General features: G+C 70.7%; 17 protein-coding genes. 4 read left to right on the top strand and 13 right to left on the bottom strand.

Annotation, left to right across the window (positions count from 1 at the left end):
• The 9 genes from ABD297_RS10295 to ABD297_RS10335 are packed head-to-tail and all read right to left on the bottom strand — an operon-like array spanning position 1 to position 9867.
• Positions 1-1296 (bottom strand): MCE family protein, encoded by a 1296-nt coding sequence (locus ABD297_RS10295; protein WP_344254840.1) that lies wholly within the window; start codon positions 1294-1296, stop codon positions 1-3.
• Complete coding sequence (locus ABD297_RS10300; protein ID WP_344254841.1) at positions 1293-2531, bottom strand: MCE family protein; 1239 nt, start codon at positions 2529-2531, stop codon at positions 1293-1295. The genes ABD297_RS10295 and ABD297_RS10300 overlap by 4 nt, the downstream gene beginning before the upstream one ends.
• Positions 2528-3745, bottom strand: a complete 1218-nt coding sequence (locus ABD297_RS10305; protein ID WP_344254842.1) for an MCE family protein — start codon at positions 3743-3745, stop codon at positions 2528-2530. Before ABD297_RS10305 ends, ABD297_RS10300 begins: the two co-directional genes overlap by 4 nt.
• Positions 3745-4776, bottom strand: a complete 1032-nt coding sequence (locus tag ABD297_RS10310) for an MCE family protein (protein WP_344254843.1) — start codon at positions 4774-4776, stop codon at positions 3745-3747. The genes ABD297_RS10305 and ABD297_RS10310 overlap by 1 nt, the downstream gene beginning before the upstream one ends.
• Positions 4773-5804 carry an MCE family protein gene (locus ABD297_RS10315; protein ID WP_344254844.1) on the bottom strand — a complete coding sequence of 344 codons (1032 nt, stop codon included), beginning with the start codon at positions 5802-5804 and terminating at the stop codon, positions 4773-4775. The genes ABD297_RS10310 and ABD297_RS10315 overlap by 4 nt, the downstream gene beginning before the upstream one ends.
• Positions 5801-7168: an MCE family protein gene (locus ABD297_RS10320; protein WP_344254845.1), complete on the bottom strand. Its 1368-nt coding sequence runs from the start codon at positions 7166-7168 to the stop codon at positions 5801-5803. The genes ABD297_RS10315 and ABD297_RS10320 overlap by 4 nt, the downstream gene beginning before the upstream one ends.
• On the bottom strand, positions 7165-8031 hold the full coding sequence (locus tag ABD297_RS10325) for an MlaE family ABC transporter permease (protein ID WP_425581157.1): 867 nt from the start codon (positions 8029-8031) through the stop codon (positions 7165-7167). Before ABD297_RS10325 ends, ABD297_RS10320 begins: the two co-directional genes overlap by 4 nt.
• Before the next feature lie 11 nt (positions 8032-8042).
• Entirely contained in the window at positions 8043-8813 is a 771-nt protein-coding gene (locus ABD297_RS10330; protein ID WP_344254846.1) for an MlaE family ABC transporter permease, read from the bottom strand.
• A 1-nt stretch (position 8814) separates the two neighbouring features.
• Positions 8815-9867: an ABC transporter ATP-binding protein gene (locus tag ABD297_RS10335; protein ID WP_344254847.1), complete on the bottom strand. Its 1053-nt coding sequence runs from the start codon at positions 9865-9867 to the stop codon at positions 8815-8817.
• A 149-nt stretch (positions 9868-10016) separates the two neighbouring features.
• On the opposite strand from ABD297_RS10335, the gene ABD297_RS10340 reads away from it, so the two are divergent.
• A complete protein-coding gene (locus tag ABD297_RS10340; protein WP_344254848.1) occupies positions 10017-10493 on the top strand; it encodes a DUF4178 domain-containing protein in 477 nt (158 codons plus the stop codon).
• 52 nt (positions 10494-10545) lie between these two features.
• Here the strand turns inward: ABD297_RS10340 and ABD297_RS10345 are convergent, their stop codons facing one another.
• Positions 10546-11712: a hypothetical protein gene (locus tag ABD297_RS10345; protein WP_344254849.1), complete on the bottom strand. Its 1167-nt coding sequence runs from the start codon at positions 11710-11712 to the stop codon at positions 10546-10548.
• Between the two features lie 196 nt (positions 11713-11908).
• Between ABD297_RS10345 and ABD297_RS10350 the strand changes: the two genes are divergently transcribed.
• Both ABD297_RS10350 and ABD297_RS10355 read left to right on the top strand, forming a co-directional pair.
• Positions 11909-13300, top strand: a complete 1392-nt coding sequence (locus ABD297_RS10350; protein WP_344254850.1) for an FAD-binding oxidoreductase — start codon at positions 11909-11911, stop codon at positions 13298-13300.
• Positions 13300-14424, top strand: coding sequence for a pyridoxal-phosphate-dependent aminotransferase family protein (locus ABD297_RS10355; RefSeq protein ID WP_344254851.1), 1125 nt, complete (start codon positions 13300-13302; stop codon positions 14422-14424). Before ABD297_RS10350 ends, ABD297_RS10355 begins: the two co-directional genes overlap by 1 nt.
• Positions 14425-14774: 350 nt before the next feature.
• On the opposite strand, the gene rplL is transcribed toward ABD297_RS10355, so the two are convergent.
• Together rplL and rplJ are read right to left on the bottom strand one after the other, a co-directional pair.
• The gene (gene rplL, locus ABD297_RS10360) at positions 14775-15161 is read right to left on the bottom strand and encodes a 50S ribosomal protein L7/L12 (RefSeq protein WP_030194119.1); all 387 of its coding nucleotides are present in this window, start codon (positions 15159-15161) and stop codon (positions 14775-14777) included.
• Between the two features lie 66 nt (positions 15162-15227).
• Entirely contained in the window at positions 15228-15812 is a 585-nt protein-coding gene (gene rplJ, locus ABD297_RS10365) for a 50S ribosomal protein L10 (protein WP_142176945.1), read from the bottom strand.
• Positions 15813-16143: 331 nt separating this feature from the next.
• Here rplJ and ABD297_RS10370 point away from each other — a divergent pair, with 331 nt between their 5' ends.
• Positions 16144-17055, top strand: a complete 912-nt coding sequence (locus ABD297_RS10370; protein WP_344254852.1) for a DUF3152 domain-containing protein — start codon at positions 16144-16146, stop codon at positions 17053-17055.
• Positions 17056-17267: 212 nt separating this feature from the next.
• On the opposite strand, the gene pntB is transcribed toward ABD297_RS10370, so the two are convergent.
• On the bottom strand, positions 17268-18644 hold the full coding sequence (gene pntB / locus ABD297_RS10375) for a Re/Si-specific NAD(P)(+) transhydrogenase subunit beta (RefSeq protein WP_344254853.1): 1377 nt from the start codon (positions 18642-18644) through the stop codon (positions 17268-17270).

Below are 18644 nucleotides of genomic sequence, written 5' to 3' on the forward strand. Positions count from 1 at the left end.
CTAGCGGAGCGCCTCCTGCATCATCCAGAGCCAGCTCGTGCCGTTGTCGGTCCGTCCGTCACCGGCCGGAGCGACCGGGGACTGGACTGACAACGACTCGGGGCGCCCGGAGGTCACGGCCTGGTTGCCGAGAGCCACGGGTGTCGCCCCGAAGGCCATCGGGTAGCTCTGGCCGCCCTGGCCCCCGCGCGTCGGTTTCGGCGCGTTCTGCGCGCCCCGGACGTCGGTCCCGGAGCCTCGCGCGGCGGCGCAGTGGGCGTCGAGGTTCACCGGCGGCAACCCCGTCGTCTGGTGCGGGTCGATCTTCTTGGTGCCCTCGTAGCCGGCCTCGCACGCCTTGGGATCGTCGACGTTGAGGACGAGCCCGAAGTGGGCGGTGCCGTCGCCGGGCACGACCGTGAAGCCGCCGGTCACGACGTCGGGGTAAGTGACGAGCAGCTGCTCGATGCCGTCGAGGCGCGCGGTCGTCACGTTGCCGATGGTGATGAAGTTGGCCAGGAGCGCGGCCAGGCTCTGCTTGTTCTCGGAGATCAGGGCGTCGAGCTGCTCGACGGCGACCGAGCCGCGGTCGAGCACGAGCCGCAGGTCGGGGTCGGACTGGCGCAGGGTGTCGGCGACGTCGGCGAAGCCGGACACGCTCGTGCGGATGTCGGCGCCGCTCTTGACCTGGGTGTCGAGCACGATGCGTCCGTCGTCGATGAGCTTGGTGGTCTGCGGCAGCGCCTCGGTGGCCGCTGCGGTCAGGGCGTCGCCCGAGTCGACCAGCCGCTGCAGGTCCGTGCCGCCGCCCTTGAACGCCTGCGCCAGCTCGTCGACGGTCGTCACGAGGGCGCCGCGGGGCACGGACGCGACGGTGTCGTTCACGTGCTGGAGCAGCTGGTCGATGCGCAGGGGGAAGGCCGTGCGGGCACGCGGGATGACGTCGCCGGCGGCGAGGAACGGGCCGCCCGCGGTGCGCGGCTGCAGGTCGAGGTACTGCTCCCCCACCGCCGAGCGGTTCTCGACGACCGCCCGGGTGTCCTTGGGGACCTCGGTGCCCCGGTCGAGGCGGGCGTCGACGGCGACCCCGTCGCCCGAGAGGCGCAGCGCCTCCACCTTGCCCACGGTGACGCCGCGGTAGGTCACCTCGGCACCGGCGAAGATGCCCCCCGACTGCGCGAGGTCGGCGGACACGACGTAGCTGCCGCCCGCGATCTTGTCGGTGAGACCGACGTAGTTGGCCGAGAGGATCGCGACGAGCGTGACGGACAGCAGGGCGAAGGCGGCCAGCTGGAGCCGGACGGTGCGGGTGATCATCGGGAGCCTCCCGTGGGGAAGAGCGTGGACCAGGAGGCCGAGTCGGCCGAGCCGGAACCGGAGGCGCTCGAGCCGAGCAGGCCGCCGGGCAGCGTCGGGGACGGCAGCCCCGTCACGGACGGGAGGGGGACCTTGGGCAGGGGCACCGAGGGCAACGGGACCGACGGCACCGGGACCGAGGGAAGCGGCAGCGACGGCACCCCGGGGACGCCCGGCACGCTGGGCAGCTTGCCCACGCCGAGGTTGCCGGCGATGGTGCCCACATTGGTGTCGAGGGTCGCCCACAGGTTGGTGAAGTCGCCCTTGATCGTGTCCTGGGCGTTGTTGGGGAAGGGATAGGTCAGCAGCAGCTGGTAGCTCTTGGGGAGGTCGTCACCCGCCTTGTTCAGCTGGCGCAGGATCGGGCTGATCGCCCGGAGGTTCGCCTCGAGGTCGGCCCGCGACCCACGGATGACCCGGGTGCCCACCTCTCCCAGGTCGCGCAGGGCGGTCAGCATCGCCGTGAGCTGGCGACGCTGGTCGGCCAGGATCGTCAGGCCCTTGGGCAGCTCCTCGAGGGCGGCGGCGATCTTCGTCTGGTTCTTCGCCAGCGTCGAGGACAGCCTGTCGATGCTGTCGATGGCGCGGACGATCTCGCCCTTCTGCGCGTCGAGTCCCCCGACGAAGGTGCCCAGCTGGGTGACGAGGTCCTTGACGTCCCCGGTGCGTCCCCGCAGGGCGTTGTCGAGCTCGCTCTCGATGGTCTTCAGCTGCGCCACGCCACCACCGTTGAGCAGCAACGACATCGCGCCGAGGACCTCCTCGACCTCGGGGTTGCGGCTCGTGCGTGACAGCGGGATGCGGTCGCCCTCCCCCAACCGCCCCTGGGGCGGCACGTCGGTCGGGGGCGCCAGCGCCACGTACTTCTCGCCGAGGAGCGAGGTCTGCTTCAGCTCGGCCGTGGCGTTGTCGGGCAGCACGACGTTGCCCGGGAGGCGCAGCCGCACCGTCGCGGTCCAGCCCGTGACCTTGATGTCCTCGACGCTGCCCACCGTGACCTGGTTGACCTTGACCGACGACTGGGGCACGAGGTCGAGCACGTCGGCGAACTCGGCCGTCACGGTGTAGGAGTTGTCGCCGGTGCCGGCACCACCCGGGAGGGGCAGGTCGTAGGCGCTGCACCCACCCAGGGCGAGCGAGGCCAGCACGACGACGACGGAGGCGCCTCGGACCCTGGAGCGGACGGCATACGTCATCGGGAACCTCCGAGCAGTCCACCGAGGGTCGGGTCGGCACCGCGGAGGTTGACCAGGCCGCTCGGCTGCGGGGCGCCTTGCAGCGCAGTGCCGCTCGGCAGGGACGGCAGGGTGGGCAGCTTGAGGAGCAGCGCCTTCTTGAGCGAGTCGCACAGCTTGGTGTTCCCGGTCTGCGTCGGGCCGGTGAGGATCGAGCACATGAGCAGCAGCGGGTCGTCGAGACCCTTGGCGTTGTTGCGCGTGTCGAGCGTGCCGGTCTGGGGGTGGTAGGCGTTCTGGAGGTTCGACAGGGCGACGGGGGCGTTCTCGAGGGTGGCGGCCAGGGCCTGCCGGTTCTTCGCGATGGTGCCCGTCACGGCGACCGCCCGGTCGAGGTCGCTCTTGAGCAGCGCGCGGTTGTCGGAGACGAAGCCGGACACCTCGTCGACGGCGATGCCGAGGCTCTGGAGGGTCGCCTTGAGGTCGCCCCGCTCCTCGCTGAGCTGCGTCGCGACCGTGGCGAGGTCGGAGTTGAGCCGGCGCACCTGGTCGTTGTTGGCGGCCAGCATCGAGGTGAAGGACTGGAGGTTCTTCACCGTGCCGAAGAGGTCCTCGCGGCTGCCGGACAGCGTCGACAGCGCGGTCGAAAGGTCGTGCACCGTGCCGTTGATCTTGTCGCCGTTGCCGTCGAGGTTGGCGGCGGAGGTGCGCAGGAGGTCGTTGAGCGCCCCGTTCTTGTTGGCGCCGTCGGGACCCAGCGCGACCATGAGGTCGTCGAGGCTCTGCGACACCCGGTCGAGCTCGACGGGAACGGCCGTGCGGTCCAACGGGATCCGAGCGCCCGCAGCCAGCGCCGGACCGGATGCGTAGACCGGGAGCAGCTGGACGTAGCGGTCCGAGACGAGGGACGGCGCGACGATGGCGGCCTTGGCCGAGGCGGGCACGCGGTACTTGTCGTCGTAGCTGAAGGTGACGTGGACGTGGTCGCCCTCTGGCGTCACGCTGTCGACCTGGCCGACCTTGACCCCGAGGATGCGCACGTCGGAACCCGGGTAGAGCCCGACCGCGCGCGTGAAGTCGGCGCTGACGGACGTCTGCCCCTGGCTGGGCCAGAAGACGATGCCCGCGGCGACGAGGCCCACGACGACGAGGCCGGTGACGATCTTGCCGAGCAGGGTCACGGGCGCGTGCAGCCGACCGAACGGCATACGCGAGGTGCTCTCACGGGCAGGCATCAGCGGCCACCTCCTGAGGTGCCGGGAAGGAGCAGGTCGGGCAGCTTGGTGCCGGGCAGCGCGAGACCCGGGGTGCCGACGGGGACGACGAGGTTGGACACCCAGGTGTCGAACCAGCGCCCGGTGCCGAGCGTGTTGGCGTAGACCCGCGTGAACGGGGCCATCGCCTGGATCGTCTTCTCGAGGTCGACGTCGTGCTTCTGGAGCATCGCCAGCGTCTTGTCGAGCTCCGCGAGGGCGGGCTTCAGCTGCGCACGGTTGTCACGGGCGAGCCCGGTCAGCTGCTGAGACAGGGCGGAGGTGTTGCGGAAGAGCGTGCGGATGTCGTCCCGGCGCTTGACCAGCTCGACCATGAGCAGGTCGGCGTCCCTGATGAGGGTGCTCACCTGCTCGTTGCGGCTGCGCACGAGACCGCTGACGCTGTTGGCCCGCTGCAGCAGCGAGCCGAGCTCGGCGTCGCGGCTGGCCACCGTGCGCGAGAGGCGCGAGAGGCCGTCGAGCGTGGCCTTGACGTACTTCGGGCTATCCTTGAACTCGGTCGCGATGACGGTCAGGGACTTCGCCAGCTGGTCGGTGTCGATGCGCTCGGTGGTCGTCGTCAGGTCCTGGAAGGCGTTGATGACGTCGTAGGAGCTGACGGTGCGCGCGACCGGGATCTGCGTGTCGGGGTCGAGCTGACCCTGGCCCTTGGGGTCGAGCGCGACGTACTTCTCCCCCAGGATCGTCTTCATCCGGATGGAGGCGCCGGTCTGCGGGCCGAAGCTCGCGTCCTCGGTGATCGTGAAGTCGACGCGGACGTGGCCGTCCTCGAGGTCGACCCCGGTCACCTTGCCCACCTTGACGCCGGCGATGCGCACGTCGTCGTCAGGCTTGATGCCGCCGGCCTCGGTGAACGCGGCGCTGTAGGAGGTGCCGCCGCCGATGATCGGCAGGTTGGAGGCATTGAAGGCCAGGTAGAGCACGACGGCGATGACGAGCAGGCCCACCGCCCCGATGGGGACGGGGTTGCGCTCACGGAAGGGGATGCTCATGACTGGCACCTCGCTGACGAAACGTCGTAGGTGGGGCTCACGCCGGGCAGGATCGGGTTACGGGTGTCGAACTTGCACAGGTAGAAGTTGAACCACGAGCCGTAGGTCGCCGTGCGGGTCAGGGTCGTGATGCGGCCGGGCGCGCCGGTGATGAAGCTCTCGAACTCCTTGACGTTCGAGGGCTTGTTGAGCGTCGTGGCCAGCGTGCGCAGCTGCGCCACGTCGTCCTTGATGAGCGGCCGGGTGGACACGAGCAGGTCGGCCGTCTCGGCGGAGAGGGTGTTGATGCCCGAGAGGGAGCGGCCGATCGTCTCGCGGTCCGCGGCCAGCCCGCTCGTGAAGCGCTGGAGCTGGTCGATGAGCGAGAGCAGCTGCTGGTCGTGGGCGTCGACGGTGCCCAGCACGGCGTTGAGGTTGTCGATGGTGCGACCTATGACGGCGTCACGGTCGGCGATCGTGGAGGTGAGGCTGGCCGTCTTGGCCAGCAACGTGTTCACGTCACCGCCCTCGCCCTGCAGGGTCTGGATGAGCAGGCCGGAGAGCTCGTTGACGTCGCTCGGCGACAGCGCCGCGAAGAGCGGCTTGAACCCGTTGAACAGGACCGTGAGGTCGAGCGCCGGGTGGGTGCGCGAGAGCGGGATCGTGGCGCCGTCGGCCAGGGGCGCGGCGGCCCCCGTGCCCTGCGTCAGCGCGAGGTAGCGCTGGCCGACGAGGTTGCGGTACTTCACCGTCACCTCGGTGCCCTGGGTCAGCACCGAGCTCTTGAGCACCGAGAAGTCGATCTCGGCGTGGGCCCCGTCCGGTCCCGCGTCGTGGGCGACACGGACGTCCGAGACCTCGCCGACCCGCACGCCGGCGATGCGGACGTCCTGGCCCGGGATGACACCGGTGGCATCGCTGACGACGGCCGTGTAGGTGGCCTTGGACCCGAACTGGATGTTGGCGATCGTCAGGGCGAGGATGCTCGTCGCGAAGAGCGTGACGGCGGCGAAGACGATGAGCTTGACGAGGGAACCCTTGACCTTCATCGGGTGCTCACCACCGTGCCGCGCATCATGGGCCCGGCGAGCAGCGTCTGGATGCCGCTCGCCCCCGGGTCGGCCGTCTGCCCGTCGGGCGTCAGGAGGGCGCCGACGACACGCTGCTCCTCGGCGGTGCCGGCCGTGCCGGAGTCCGCGGCGGAGGCGTTGCCCAGCAGCGCCTGCGGCAGGTCGCTGAAGGGCTGCGCGTTGCTCGCGGGCTGGGTGCCGTCGTCGAAGTGGTTGCCCTTGAAGGGGTTGGACTGTGAGCCGTCCGGGCTGGGCAGGCCGTAGCAGTGGGGACCGCGCTTGTCGTCCCAGCGCGGCTCCTCCCCGGGGCGGTAGGCCTTGCGGGGCGGCACGACCTCGAGGGTGATGTGGAAGGTGCCGCCGGAGAAGGCCGCGTTGGCGCGCGGCAGCCAGTTCACCAGGCCCGAGGCCACGCAGGGGTAGATGGGCGAGTACTCGGCGAGCAGCTGCAGGGTGGGCTTGCTGACCTGCCCGACCTGGATGATCCGCTGCTCGTTGTCGCGCAGGAAGCCGGCGGCCTCGTTGGCGAACCCGGCGGTGCCGACGAGGAAGGCGGCGAGCTGCTGGTCCTTGTCGACGATGGTCTTGTTGGTGACGCGCAGGGACTCGGTGAGCCGGAAGAAGTCGGGGGCCACGCCGTTGTAGAGGTCGGCGGTGTCGGCGAGCAGGCTGATGTCCTTCTGGAGCGTCGGCATGCTCGGGTTGAGGGCCTTGAAGTAGCGGTCGACGAGCGTGAGGTTGCGCCCGATCTGCTCCCCGCGGCCGTCGAGCGTGGTCGAAAGGGCGTTGAGGGTGGTCGCGAGCTTGGCCGGCTGGACCGTGCGCAGGAGCGGGTAGAGGTTGTCGAAGACCGTCTCGAGCTCGATGGCGACCTTGCTGCGGTCCTGCGGGATGACGTCGCCGGCGCGGATCGGCCGGGCCGGGGTGGCCGCCGTCACGAGGTCGACGTAGCGCTCGCCGAAGAGCGTCTTGGGCAGCAGCCGGGCGCTGACGTTGGACGGGATCTTCGCCACCTCGTCGGGCTGCAGCGCGAGCTGGAGCCGGGTCCCCGTCGGGGTCACCTCGATGCGTCGAACCTCCCCGACGAGCAGTCCGCGCAGCTTGACGTCGGAGCTCTCCTGCAGCTGGCTGCCGAGACGGTCGGTCTCGAGCGTAACCATGACCACGGGCGTGAACCGCTTCTGGAACGAGGCGATCGCGAGGCCGAGCAGCAGGGCGACGACGAGCAGGAAGACGATGCCGTATGCCTTCTGTCCCAAGCGTTTCCGCGTGTGCTGGGTGATCGGCCCGGGGGTCGACTGCGTGCTGACGTCGGTGACGCCCTCGGTCGGCGCGATGCTCATCCGGCGATCCTCACGCTCGTCGTGGCACCCCAGATGGCCAGGGAGAGGAAGAAGTCGACGATGTTGATGGCGACGATCGAGGTGCGCACCGCGGTGCCGACGGCGACGCCCACCCCGGCCGGGCCGCCCGACGCCGTGTAGCCGTAGTAGCAGTGGATCAGGATGATCACGACCGCGAAGACCATGACCTTGACGAACGACCAGAACACGTCACCCGGCGGCAGGAACAGGTGGAAGTAGTGGTCGTAGGTGCCCTCCGACTGGCCGAAGTACGCCGTCGAGATGAAGCGCGTCGCGGCATACGAGCTGAGCAGGCCCAGCACGTAGAGCGGGATGACGGCGATGAAGCCGGCGATCATGCGCGTCGTCACGAGGAAGGGCAGCGACGGGATGCCCATGACCTCGAGGGCGTCGACCTCCTCCGAGATGCGCATGGCGCCGAGCTGGGCGGTGAAGCCGCAGCCCACCGTCGCCGCGAGCGCCAGGCCCGCGACGAGCGGGGCGATCTCGCGGGTGTTGAGGTAGGCCGAGAAGAAGCCGGTGAAGGCGCCGGTACCGAGCTGCTCGAGGGAGGAGTAGCCCTGCAGCCCTACCTCGGTGCCGGTGAAGAAGGCGAGGAAGGCGATGACGCCGACGGTGCCGCCGATGACCGACAGCGCACCGGTGCCGAGGGAGACCTCGGCGAGCAGCCGCACCACCTCCTTCTTGTAGCGGCGCAGCGTGCGCCCGCTCCACGCGAGCGATCGCACGTAGAAGCGCATCTGCTCGCCGAGCGAGTCGAGCGCCCGGGCAGGCCGGGACGCGATGTCGAGCAGCCGCTCCGCGCTCGCGCTGCGGGCTGCCTGCTGGGTCTTGGTCGCCATGGGTCGCCTCCTCAGATCTTCTGCGGCACGACTTGGAAGTACACGGCCGTGATGACGAAGTTGACGACGAACAGCAGCATGAAGGTGATGACGACGCTCTGGTTGACGGCATCACCCACGCCCTTGGGTCCGCCGCCCGCGTTGAGCCCCTTGAAGGCGGCGACGACGGCTGCGATGGCGCCGAAGATCAGCGCCTTGATCTCGGCGGTCCAGAGGTCGGGCAGCTGGGCGAGCGCGGTGAAGCTCGCGATGTAGGCGCCGGGCGTGCCGCCCTGGACGATGACGTTGAAGAAGTAGCCACCGACGACGCCGACGACGGACACGAGTCCGTTGAGCAGGACCGCGACGAGCATCGAGGCGAGGACGCGCGGCACGACGAGGCGGTGGATCGGGCTGATGCCGAGCACCTCCATGGCGTCGATCTCCTCACGGATCTTGCGCGAGCCGAGGTCGGCGCAGATCGCGGAGCCACCGGCGCCGGCGATGAGCAGGGCCGTGACGATGGGGCTCGCCTCGCGGAGCACGGCGAGCACGCTCGCGGCGCCCGTGTAGGACTGGGCACCCAGCTGGCGGGTCAGCGTGCCGAGCTGCAGGGCGATGACCGCCCCGAAGGGGATCGACACGAGGGCCGTCGGCAGGATCGTGACGCTCGCGATGAACCAGGCCTGCTGGATGAACTCCTTGACCTGGAACGGGCGTTTGGGCAGCGCGCGGAACACGTCGATCGCCAGGGCGAAGAGCGAGCCGGGCTGGCGCAGGACACCGGTGAGCGGGGCGGCCATGTCAGCCCACCTCGCTCGGCTGGGCCGGTCCGGCGCCGGCGGCTCCAGCGCCTGCTGCGGCGAGCTCGGCGGTCCTGGCGTCGTCCTGCGTCGGGGCCTGCCGGACGCCCGGGATACCGGCGTTCTGCGACTCGAACGAGCCGGGCGGCGGGGTGATGCCGTTGTCGCGGCACCAGTCGCCTGCGCGTCGCTCGGCGCGACGCGGCTGGCCGTCGCTCGTCGACAGCTGGAGGGCGATCGGGGGCAGCGGGGGCAGCTCCTGGCCGGACTCGGCGGCGAGCTCGTCGGCGTCCTTCTCCTCCGACATGCCGATCGGGCCGATCGTCTGTGCGTTGAGGAACTGGCGCACGACCGGCTCCTCGGAGCTGAGCAGCATCTCGCGCGGCCCGAACATCGCGAGGTGCTTGTGGTAGAGCAGGCCGATGTTGTCGGGCACGGTCCGGGCGGTGTTGATGTCGTGCGTGACGATGAGGAAGGTGGCGTCGATCTGGGCGTTGAGGTCGACGAAGAGCTGGTTGATGTAGCTCGTGCGCACCGGGTCGAGGCCGGAGTCCGGCTCGTCGATGAGCAGGATCTCGGGGTCGAGCACCAGGGCTCGGGCCAGACCGGCGCGCTTGCGCATGCCGCCGGAGATCTCGCCGGGGAGCTTGCCCTCGGCGCCGGAGAGGCCGACGAGCTCCATCTTCTCGGTGACGATCCGCCTGATCTCGGCCTCGGTCTTCTTCGTGTGCTCGCGCAGCGGGAAGGCGACGTTGTCGTAGAGGGTCATCGACCCGAAGAGCGCCCCGTCCTGGAAGAGGACGCCGAAGAGCTTGCGCACCTCGTAGAGGTCGGCCTCGCGCAGCTGCGTCAGGTCGCGACCGTTGATGACGATCGACCCCGCGTCGGGCTTGAGCAGCCCGACGAGCGTCTTGAGGAAGACGGACTTGCCGGTGCCCGAAGGGCCCAGCATGACCGAGATCTCCCCCGCGGGAAGCGTGAGGGTCACGTCCCGCCAGATCGTCTGCGAACCGAAGGTCTTGGTCAGACCTGTGACCGCGATCTCCACACCCATGTGGCACTCACCTGTGTCTCTCTCGCCGTCTCGACTCGGCTACGGGGGAAACGACGGGACGGGGCGGAAGTTACGCGCCGGTTCGCTTACACGGACCGGGAGCACGGCGCCCGACTATCCTGTGAGGACCATGTGAACGAGGAGGCCGAATGCGCGCTCAGCTGCGGGCGTCCCAAGTCGCTCCAGGAGCCGTCCTCGAGCTCGCGGGTGAGCCTCGTCGCGTCATCGGCAGCCTCCATTTCGTCATGCCGGGCCGCGACTGGCGCGAGCACTGCCTCGAGACGGAGTCAGGTCCGCACGAGTGGCTCTCGGTCCGCCCGCGGGGCGGCCCGACCGTCGTGCACTGGACGCCGCGCTACGACCTCTTCGGGGAGCCCGACGTGGGCGGCATGACGATGGACGGGCGGGAGTGGGTCTTCGACGACTCGGGCCACGCCACCTACACCGCGACGGGCGACACGGGCACGGGGAACACCGGTTCCTGCGACTACGTCGAGCTCGTCGCCGCCGACGGGTCGGGCGCCCGGCTCGTCTTCGAGAGCTTCGACGGCGGCGTCTGGGAGGTCAGCGTCGGACGGCCCCTCGACCCGTCGCTCGTGCGCAGCTACCGAGCGCCCCACGCCTGACGCGAGTCCGTCATCGGATGTCGGCGCTCCGGCGCCCGGCCGTCGGCGCGCGTCACCCGTGGGTGGCGGTGACCTCGTGGCTGACGGAGTCCCCGTCGGCGCGCAGCGTCAGGGCGGCGATGCGCTCCTCGCCCCCGGCGTCGGTGAGGCGCCCCAGCACCTCGGCCATCCGGCCGAAGGTCTCGGGCGTCGGCACCGGGGCCTGTCCGTCGGCGTTGCCCGACAGGCCCGTGAGGCGCAGCTCGGGGTCGAGGGTGAGCGCGGCGGTCATCCGCCGGACGGGCGCGCCGCGCTGCTGCTCGATGCCCTCGCGGAGCGTGCGGGCGAGCTCGTCGAGGACGTCCGAGGTCGTATGCCGTGAGCCGGCCGTCGTCTCCGCGGTGGCCGGGGCGACCGGCTCGGGAGCAGGCTGCTCCGTGGCCGGCGTGGGTTCGGGCGTCGGCTCGGGTTCCCGCGTCGGATCAGGTTCGGGGGTGGGCTCGGGTTCGGGCGTCGGCTCGGATCCCGGCGTGGGCTCGGGCGGGGTCTGCTCCGCGTGCTGCGACACCGGGGCGGGCGGTCGCCCCTCGTCGAGGAACCCGGTCGCGGCGAACTCGATCTTGGCGAAGTCGACCTCCGCGTCACGGGCCAGCGAGTTGTCGATGACGTAGGCGAGGTTGACGGCGAGATCGGTCATGCCGGGGTGCAGTTGCTGGCCCACGAAGCGGGAGCAGAGGAGCAGGGCGTGGACCCGGACCATGGTGCGCCCCTTGCGGTCCTGGACCCGCTGCTCGACCTCCACGCGGCCGAGGTCGAAGCCGTCCTGGGGGTAGAAGTGCAGGGGCCGGTCGAGGACGAGGAGCGAGTAGTCGGGCCGGTCGGAGCCCGGGATGAGGCGGTAGAGCTCGCCGCTCAGCGGCAGCTGCCACTCGAGCTCCGGAGGGGCGGAGTCGAACCGGGTCACGGTGACGAGCGGCCCGTACCGTCCCATGGGGCTCGCCGGGCCCGTCGTCGCTGACGAGGGCGTCGCAGGTGCAGTGGGAGCCGAGTCGGTCGCGCCAGCCGTGCCGGCGGTGGCAGCCGGGGCGTCCGGGACCGGGCGGCCCTCGAACGGAACCGCCGGTCCGGACAGGTCCTCGACGGGCGCCGCGGGGAGCGGGACCGGCGGGCCGCCGGTCGGGGACGCGCCCTCCGCCGCGCTGTCGGCGTCAGACTTGTTGGTGCGCGAGAGCCATCCCATGCCGCAAACCTACCGAACAGGGTCGACGGATCGGCAGGACGTCGCGCCGCACGTCACTGCCCGCGGCGCCGGCCGTCGCGGGGGGCGGGAGGACCCGGCCGACCACCCACCTCGACCGACCAGGTCGAAGCGAGCCGGCGGCATACGCCATCGGCCGGGACGCGCGAGGAGCGGAGCTCGTGGTTACGGTGGTCCGGTGACGACAGTGAGCAAGGACGCTCCCGACCTGCAGGTCCTCGACGGGCTCGCCGGGTCCCTGACGCCGGGGGCGCTGCTGACCGAGCCCGAGAGCGTGGCCGCCTACCGGTTCGACTACACGGCTGACGCCGGGGCCGGTATGCCACTCGCCGTGGTCCGTGCGGCGAGCGCGGCCGACGTGCAGGCGACCGTGCGCTGGGCGGGGGCGCACGGCATACCGCTCGTTCCCCGCGGCGCCGGCAGCGGGCTGTCCGGCGGCTCCAACGCGGTCGATGGGTGCATCGTGCTCAGCCTCGAGCGCATGCGCGCCATCGAGGTCGATCCCGCCACGCGGACTGCCGTCGCCGAGGCGGGTGTGCTCAACGTCGAGGTCAAGCAGGCCGCCGCCGAGCACGGCCTGTGGTATCCGCCTGACCCGTCGTCGTTCGAGATCTGCTCGATCGGCGGCAACGTCGCCACCAACGCCGGCGGCCTGTGCTGCGTCAAGTACGGCGTCACCACCGACTACGTGCTCGGGCTCGACGTCGTCCTGGCCGACGGCACCCTCGTGCACCTCGGTGGCCAGCGGGTCAAGGACACCGCGGGGCTCTCGCTCGTCAAGCTCTTCGTCGGCAGCGAGGGCACCCTCGGCATCGTGACGCGCGCGACGCTGAGGCTCGTCCCGGCCCAGGCGCCGCCCGCCACCCTCGTCGCGACCTTCGACACCGTCGAGGACGCCGCCCGGGTCGTCGTCGCCGTCGGCAACACGCTGCGCGCCTCGATGATGGAGCTCATGGACCGGACGTCGGTCAACGCCGTCGAGGACCACCGCAGCATGGGGCTGGACCGCGACGCGGGCGCGATGCTGCTCGCGCAGTCCGACGCCCCCGGCGCCGCCCGGGGCGAGGAGATCGCCACCATGCAGCGACTGTGCGAGGCCGGGGGCGCCCGCGAGTGCTTCACGACGACGGATGCCGCCGAGGGCGAGATGTTCGTCGCCGCACGCCGCGCCGCGATCGTCGCCATCGAGCGACGCGGCGCGATCATGCTCGAGGACGTCGGCGTGCCGGTGCCGCGCCTGCCCGACCTGCTGACCGGCATCGCGGAGATCGCCGGCCGCCACGACGTCGAGATCCCCGTCGTCGCGCACGCCGGCGACGGCAACACCCACCCCGTCATCGTCTACCCGGCCGGCGACCCCGGCGCGAAAGAGCGTGCGGCACAAGCCTTCTCGGAGGTCATGAGCCTCGCCATCGGGCTCGGCGGCACCATCACCGGCGAGCACGGCATCGGACGCCTCAAGCGCGACGCCCTCCCCGAGCAGCTCGGACCCGACGTCATGGCCCTCACCCACCGCATCAAGCAGGCCCTCGACCCACAGGGCATCCTCAACCCCGGAGCAGGATTCTGATGACCACTCCCCCCGCCACCAGCCGCCGCCCCATCGCCGACCGGCACCTCTTCGGCCCCGGCCCGTGCAACCCCTACCCCGAGGCGACGCTCGCCCTGGCGGCTCCGCTGCTCGGGCACCTCGACCCCGACTTCCTCGCCATCATGGACGAGACGTGCGACCTGCTGCGCCACGTGTGGGGCACCGACAACCGACGCACCCTGCCGCTGTCGGCCACCGGCTCGGCCGGCATGGAGGCCGCGTTCGTCAACACGGTGCACCCGGGAGACGTCGTCGTCGTGGCCGTCAACGGGCTCTTCGGCGAGCGCATGGTCGACGTGGCCGGCCGTCACGGCGCCGAGGTCGTGCGCGTCGACCACGAGTGGGGCACGCCCGTCGACGCCGAGCGGGTCGCCTCAGCACACCCGTCCCCGAAGATCATCGCCGCCGTGCACGCCGAGACCTCGACGGGCGTCCGGTCCGACATCGCCGCCCTCGGCGCCCTCAAGGGCGACGCCCTCCTCCTCGTCGACGCCGTCACGAGCATCGGCGGCATCGAGCTGCGCGCCGACGACTGGGGCATCGACATCGGCTACGCCGGGACCCAGAAGTGCCTCGGCGTCGCACCGGGTCTGGCGCCCTTCACCATCAGCGACCGGGCCTTCGAGCGGCGGGTGCCCAAGCCGTCGTCGTGGTACCTCGACCTCGGGCTCCTCGGCGGCTACGTCGGCGAGGCGTCGGGGGCCGGCAAGCGCACCTACCACCACACGGCCCCGACGGCGATGGTCGTCAGCCTGCACGCCGGTCTGCAGCGCATCGCCGACGAGGGCCTCGAGAAGGTGTGGGACCGCCACGCCGAGGCCGGGCGCCTGCTGCAGGACGGCCTCGAGGAGATGGGCCTGACGCTCTTCGCGCAGGAGGGCGCCCGCCTGCCCGAGCTGACGACGGTGCGCGTCCCGGACGGCGTCGACTCGGCGGCGGTTCGTCGCTACCTGCTGGAGCGCCACGACCTCGAGATCGGTGCCGGGGTGGGCGAGTTCGCCGCGACCGTCTGGCGCATCGGCCTCATGGGACACAACGCGCGACCCGACCGCGTCGCTCTCGTGCTCGCCGCCCTCAAGGACGCCCTGGCCCACGCCGCCTGACGGCGCCCCACCACGCGGTCGATGCAACCGGGTCGATGTATCTGCGCGGCCCATGGGCCGCGCAGATACATTGACCCCCTGGACCAAAGGGCGCGAGGCGTGGCGGTGGTCGCGGCATCGGCGGCGGCCACGCGGCATACGAAAGTGGCGCGTCGGCAGGGACGGCCGCCGTCGCTCCACGCCGCGAGCGCCGTCACGCCCCGCGACCGCGACTCAGCCACAGGCCCGCGACCCAGCCACAGGCCCGCGACGCAGCCCGCACACGTGAGCGGGCAAGCGAAAGGCGGGCCCGACCAGAGGTCGGACCCGCCTTCGCGGTAGAGCAGTGATCCCGGCAGAGCGGGGTCAGATCACTTGAGCTCGACGGTCGCGCCAGCGCCCTCGAGCTGCTCCTTGGCCTTCTCGGCCGCAGCCTTGTCGACACCCTCGAGAACGGGCTTGGGGGCGCCGTCGACGAGGTCCTTGGCCTCCTTGAGGCCGAGGCTCGTGAGCGCGCGGACCTCCTTGATGACCTGGATCTTCTTGTCGCCGGCGGCGGTGAGAACGACGTCGAACGAGTCCTTCTCCTCCTCCTCGACGGCGGCAGCGCCACCGGCACCGGCCGCGGGGGCGGCGGCGACGGGGGCAGCAGCGGTGACCTCGAAGGTCTCCTCGAACTGCTTCACGAACTCCGAGAGCTCGATGAGGGTCATCTCCTTGAAGGCGTCAAGGAGCTCGTCGGTGCTGAGCTTCGCCATGATGGCTTCCTTCCTGTTACTTGCCGTGAGTGGCTGTTTGATGAACCGAGCAGACGCCGGTGGGCGTCAGCTCTCGTCGCCACCCTCGGCGACGTCGGTGGTTGCCTCGGCGGCCGGAGCCTCCGTGGCGGGGCCCTGCTCCTCGCGCTTCTGGCGCAGAGCCTCGACCACACGGGCCGTCTGCGACAGAGGAGCGACGAAGAGGTAGGCGGCCTTGGTGAGGGAGCCCTTCATGGCGCCCGCAAGCTTGGCCAGCAGAACCTCGCGGGACTCGAGGTCCGCGAGCTTCGTGATCTCCTCGGGGCTCAAGGTCTTGCCGTCGAGGACGCCAGCCTTGATCACGAGGAGGGGGTGTGCCTTGGCGAAGTCACGCAGACCCTTGGCCGCCTCGACCGGGTCACCGGTGATGAAGGCGATGGCCGACGGGCCCTGGAGGTGGCCGTCGAAGGCCGTGATTCCGGCCTCCTTGGCGGCGCGCTCCGTGAGCGTGTTCTTGACCACGGCGTAGGTGGCGTGTTCCCGGATCGAGCTGCGCAGCTGCGAGAGCTGGGCCACGGTCAGGCCGCGGTACTCGGTGAGAACGGCCGCACCGGACTCACGGAACTTGTCCGTGATCTCGGCAATGGCAGCGTCCTTCTCGGAGTTCGCCATCTGGGCCTCCTTCCCTTGCGTGGTGCCGCCGGGCGGAGGATCCGAAGGGCCTGCACGAGAAAGAGCCCCGGCGCAGGGCGCTCGGGGCTCGTAGCGACATACTCGAGGCATGCCGTGAGGCTGAGTGTCCTGCGCTGGCTGCCCACAACACGTGCGGGACCTTCGGGAGATCGTGGTTGCCCACGCCCTCCAACCGGCGGTCATTGGTCGTTGACCAGAGTACGGGCAGGACGCGTCCCGACCAAATCGGGCCGGTGGAGGCCGGGAGGCCCTCGGCGGGTCCGCTGCGCGGTCCCCCACCCCAACGGGTACGTGGCCTAGCGTGACCTCCATGGCGAGTGGCAGTGCAGGGCGCCGGACGACCCCTGCCCAACGGCAGGCGATCCGCCGCCGTCGCTCGCTGGCAGCCCTCGGCGTCGTCCTCTGCATCGCAGCCGACCTGTGGTCGGTCACGCGGGCCGGCGCGGGCGAGCCCGTGCCGCAGAGCGCCCTGTCACGCGCGTCGCAGCTCGCGCAGAGCCTCGGCCTGGCTCCGGCGATCTCGGTCGACGACCTGGAGCGGATCCCCGACGCCGGCACCGACTCACAGAGCTCGCGGTCGACCGCGAGCGGCACCGCGACCGCACCGGCTGACTCACCGCCCGCCGGGACCGGCGACGGCAAGGACGACAAGGGCGCCGTCATCCTGTCCGGGACGGGCCGCTTCACCGTAGTCGCGATGCCGGCCGCGGCCCTGAGGCCGGCCCCGGCCGGAGGACGCGTCGTCCGCTACACCGTCGAGCTCGAGGGCGGCATCGACGTCCGGGCCGAGGACTTCGCCACTGCCGTGGGCACGGTGCTGACCGACCCGCGCGGCTGGCAGGCCACGGACGGCGTGCGCTTCGTCGACGTCTCCCCCGCCGACGCGGCCAAGGGCGCGGCGGTCGACCTGCGGATCACCCTCGCGAGCCCCGACACGGTCGACAAGCTGTGCGCACCGCTGGAGACGCGTGGCCAGGTCAGCTGCCACAACTCCGGACGCGTGGTGCTCAACCTGCGCCGCTGGGTGCTCGGTGCAGACGCCTACGGCAGCGACGTCGCGCAGTACCGCGTCTACCTCGTCAACCACGAGGTCGGGCACGGCATCGGACACGCCCACGCCTACTGCGGGGGCCCGGGCAAGGTCGCGCCGGTCATGATGCAGCAGACCTACGGGCTCAAGGGCTGCACCGCGTGGCCGTGGCCCTCGCCCAAACCGGCCTGACAGCGGCCCAGCCGAGCGAGACGTGACGGTGGCCAAGTCGGAGGCCAAGCGGTCTTAGGAAGACAACCAGAGTCAGCAACTCCTTGGCTCACAGAACGACATGGCTACGATCCGACTTATCTCGAACTCAGTGTTCTAACAGTGAGTTCGAGATCGAACGCTGCGTTCGGTTGGCAGTCGGGGACGGAGCCAGCCTGTCGGCGGCGGGTGGGTCAGAGGGCCTTGATGATGTCCTCGACGCGCTCCTTGGCGTCGCCGAAGAGCATGGCGCTGTTGTCGCGGAAGAAGAGCGGGTTCTGCACCCCGGCGTAGCCGGCGTTCATCGACCGCTTGAAGACGACGACGTCCTTGGCGTTCCACACCTGCAGCACCGGCATGCCGGCGATCGGCGAGGTCGGGTCCTCGGCCGCCGCCGGGTTGACCGTGTCGTTGGCGCCGATGACAAGGACGACGTCGGTGCCGGGGAAGTCATCGTTGATCTCGTCCATCTCGAGCACGATGTCGTAGGGCACGCGCGCCTCGGCGAGCAGCACGTTCATGTGGCCCGGCAGGCGACCGGCCACCGGGTGGATGCCGAACCGGACGTCGATGCCCCGCTCGCGCAGCTTGGACGTCAGCTCTGCGACGGGGTACTGCGCCTGCGCGACGGCCATGCCGTAGCCGGGGGTGATGACGACGGACGAGGCGTTCTTGAGCAGGTCGGCGACCTCGGCGGCGTTGGTCTCGCGGTGGTCGCCGTAGTCGACGTCCGAGTCGGAGACCGCTCCGTCAGAGCCGAACCCGCCGGCGATGACCGACACGAACGAGCGGTTCATCGCCTGGCACATGATGTAGGAGAGGTAGGCACCGGAGGACCCGACGAGCGCTCCGGTGACGATGAGCAGGTCGTTGCCGAGCATGAAGCCGGCAGCAGCAGCCGCCCATCCGGAGTAGCTGTTGAGCATCGACACGACGACCGGCATGTCGCCGCCGCCGATCGAGGCGACGAGGTGCCAGCCGAAGGCCAGCGCGATCGCCGTCATGACCATCAGCGGGACGAGCGAGTGCGCGGCGACGAACCAGACGAGCAGCCCTGCCGAGACGACGAGCGCGGCCAGGTTCAGCCAGTGACGGGCCGGCAGCATGAGCGGCTTGCTCGAGATGCGCGCCGACAGCTTGAGGAAGGCGACGATCGAGCCGGTGAACGTCACAGCGCCGATGAAGACGCCGAGGAATATCTCGACGAGGTGCACCGAGTCCCCGGTGCCGTCGGAGGCGAGGAAGGTGTTGAGCCCGACGAGCACCGCTGCGGCGCCGACGAAGGAGTGCAGCATCGCGATGAGCTCGGGCATGCCCGTCATCTCGACGCGACGCGCGCGCCAGATGCCGATCGACGCACCGATCGCCATCGCCACGGCGACCGCGACCGCGTTGCCCCACGGGGCGTCCCGGAGGGCGAGCCACAGGGTGGCGACGAGGGCGATGCCCATGCCGACCATGCCGAGCACGTTGCCGTCGCGCGCGGTCTCGTGCTTCGAGAGTCCGGCGAGCGACATGATGAAGAGCAGGGCCGCGACGATGTATGCCGCCTGGATGAGTGCGATGTCCAT

Source organism: Terrabacter carboxydivorans (assembly GCF_039532035.1).
Classification (GTDB): domain Bacteria; phylum Actinomycetota; class Actinomycetes; order Actinomycetales; family Dermatophilaceae; genus Terrabacter; species Terrabacter carboxydivorans.

Bases quoted from the DNA above. Each gene is read 5' to 3' on its own strand.
- ABD297_RS10295 (WP_344254840.1), bottom strand. From the start codon at position 1,296: ATGATCACCCGCACCGTCCGGCTCCAGCTGGCCGCCTTCGCCCTGCTG.
- ABD297_RS10300 (WP_344254841.1), bottom strand. From the start codon at position 2,531: ATGACGTATGCCGTCCGCTCCAGGGTCCGAGGCGCCTCCGTCGTCGTC.
- ABD297_RS10305 (WP_344254842.1), bottom strand. From the start codon at position 3,745: ATGCCTGCCCGTGAGAGCACCTCGCGTATGCCGTTCGGTCGGCTGCAC.
- ABD297_RS10310 (WP_344254843.1), bottom strand. From the start codon at position 4,776: ATGAGCATCCCCTTCCGTGAGCGCAACCCCGTCCCCATCGGGGCGGTG.
- ABD297_RS10315 (WP_344254844.1), bottom strand. From the start codon at position 5,804: ATGAAGGTCAAGGGTTCCCTCGTCAAGCTCATCGTCTTCGCCGCCGTC.
- ABD297_RS10320 (WP_344254845.1), bottom strand. From the start codon at position 7,168: ATGAGCATCGCGCCGACCGAGGGCGTCACCGACGTCAGCACGCAGTCG.
- ABD297_RS10325 (WP_425581157.1), bottom strand. From the start codon at position 8,031: ATGGCGACCAAGACCCAGCAGGCAGCCCGCAGCGCGAGCGCGGAGCGG.
- ABD297_RS10330 (WP_344254846.1), bottom strand. From the start codon at position 8,813: ATGGCCGCCCCGCTCACCGGTGTCCTGCGCCAGCCCGGCTCGCTCTTC.
- ABD297_RS10335 (WP_344254847.1), bottom strand. From the start codon at position 9,867: ATGGGTGTGGAGATCGCGGTCACAGGTCTGACCAAGACCTTCGGTTCG.
- ABD297_RS10340 (WP_344254848.1), top strand. From the start codon at position 10,017: ATGCGCGCTCAGCTGCGGGCGTCCCAAGTCGCTCCAGGAGCCGTCCTC.
- ABD297_RS10345 (WP_344254849.1), bottom strand. From the start codon at position 11,712: ATGGGATGGCTCTCGCGCACCAACAAGTCTGACGCCGACAGCGCGGCG.
- ABD297_RS10355 (WP_344254851.1), top strand. From the start codon at position 13,300: ATGACCACTCCCCCCGCCACCAGCCGCCGCCCCATCGCCGACCGGCAC.
- rplL (WP_030194119.1), bottom strand. From the start codon at position 15,161: ATGGCGAAGCTCAGCACCGACGAGCTCCTTGACGCCTTCAAGGAGATG.
- rplJ (WP_142176945.1), bottom strand. From the start codon at position 15,812: ATGGCGAACTCCGAGAAGGACGCTGCCATTGCCGAGATCACGGACAAG.
- ABD297_RS10370 (WP_344254852.1), top strand. From the start codon at position 16,144: ATGGCGAGTGGCAGTGCAGGGCGCCGGACGACCCCTGCCCAACGGCAG.
- pntB (WP_344254853.1), bottom strand. From the start codon at position 18,644: ATGGACATCGCACTCATCCAGGCGGCATACATCGTCGCGGCCCTGCTC.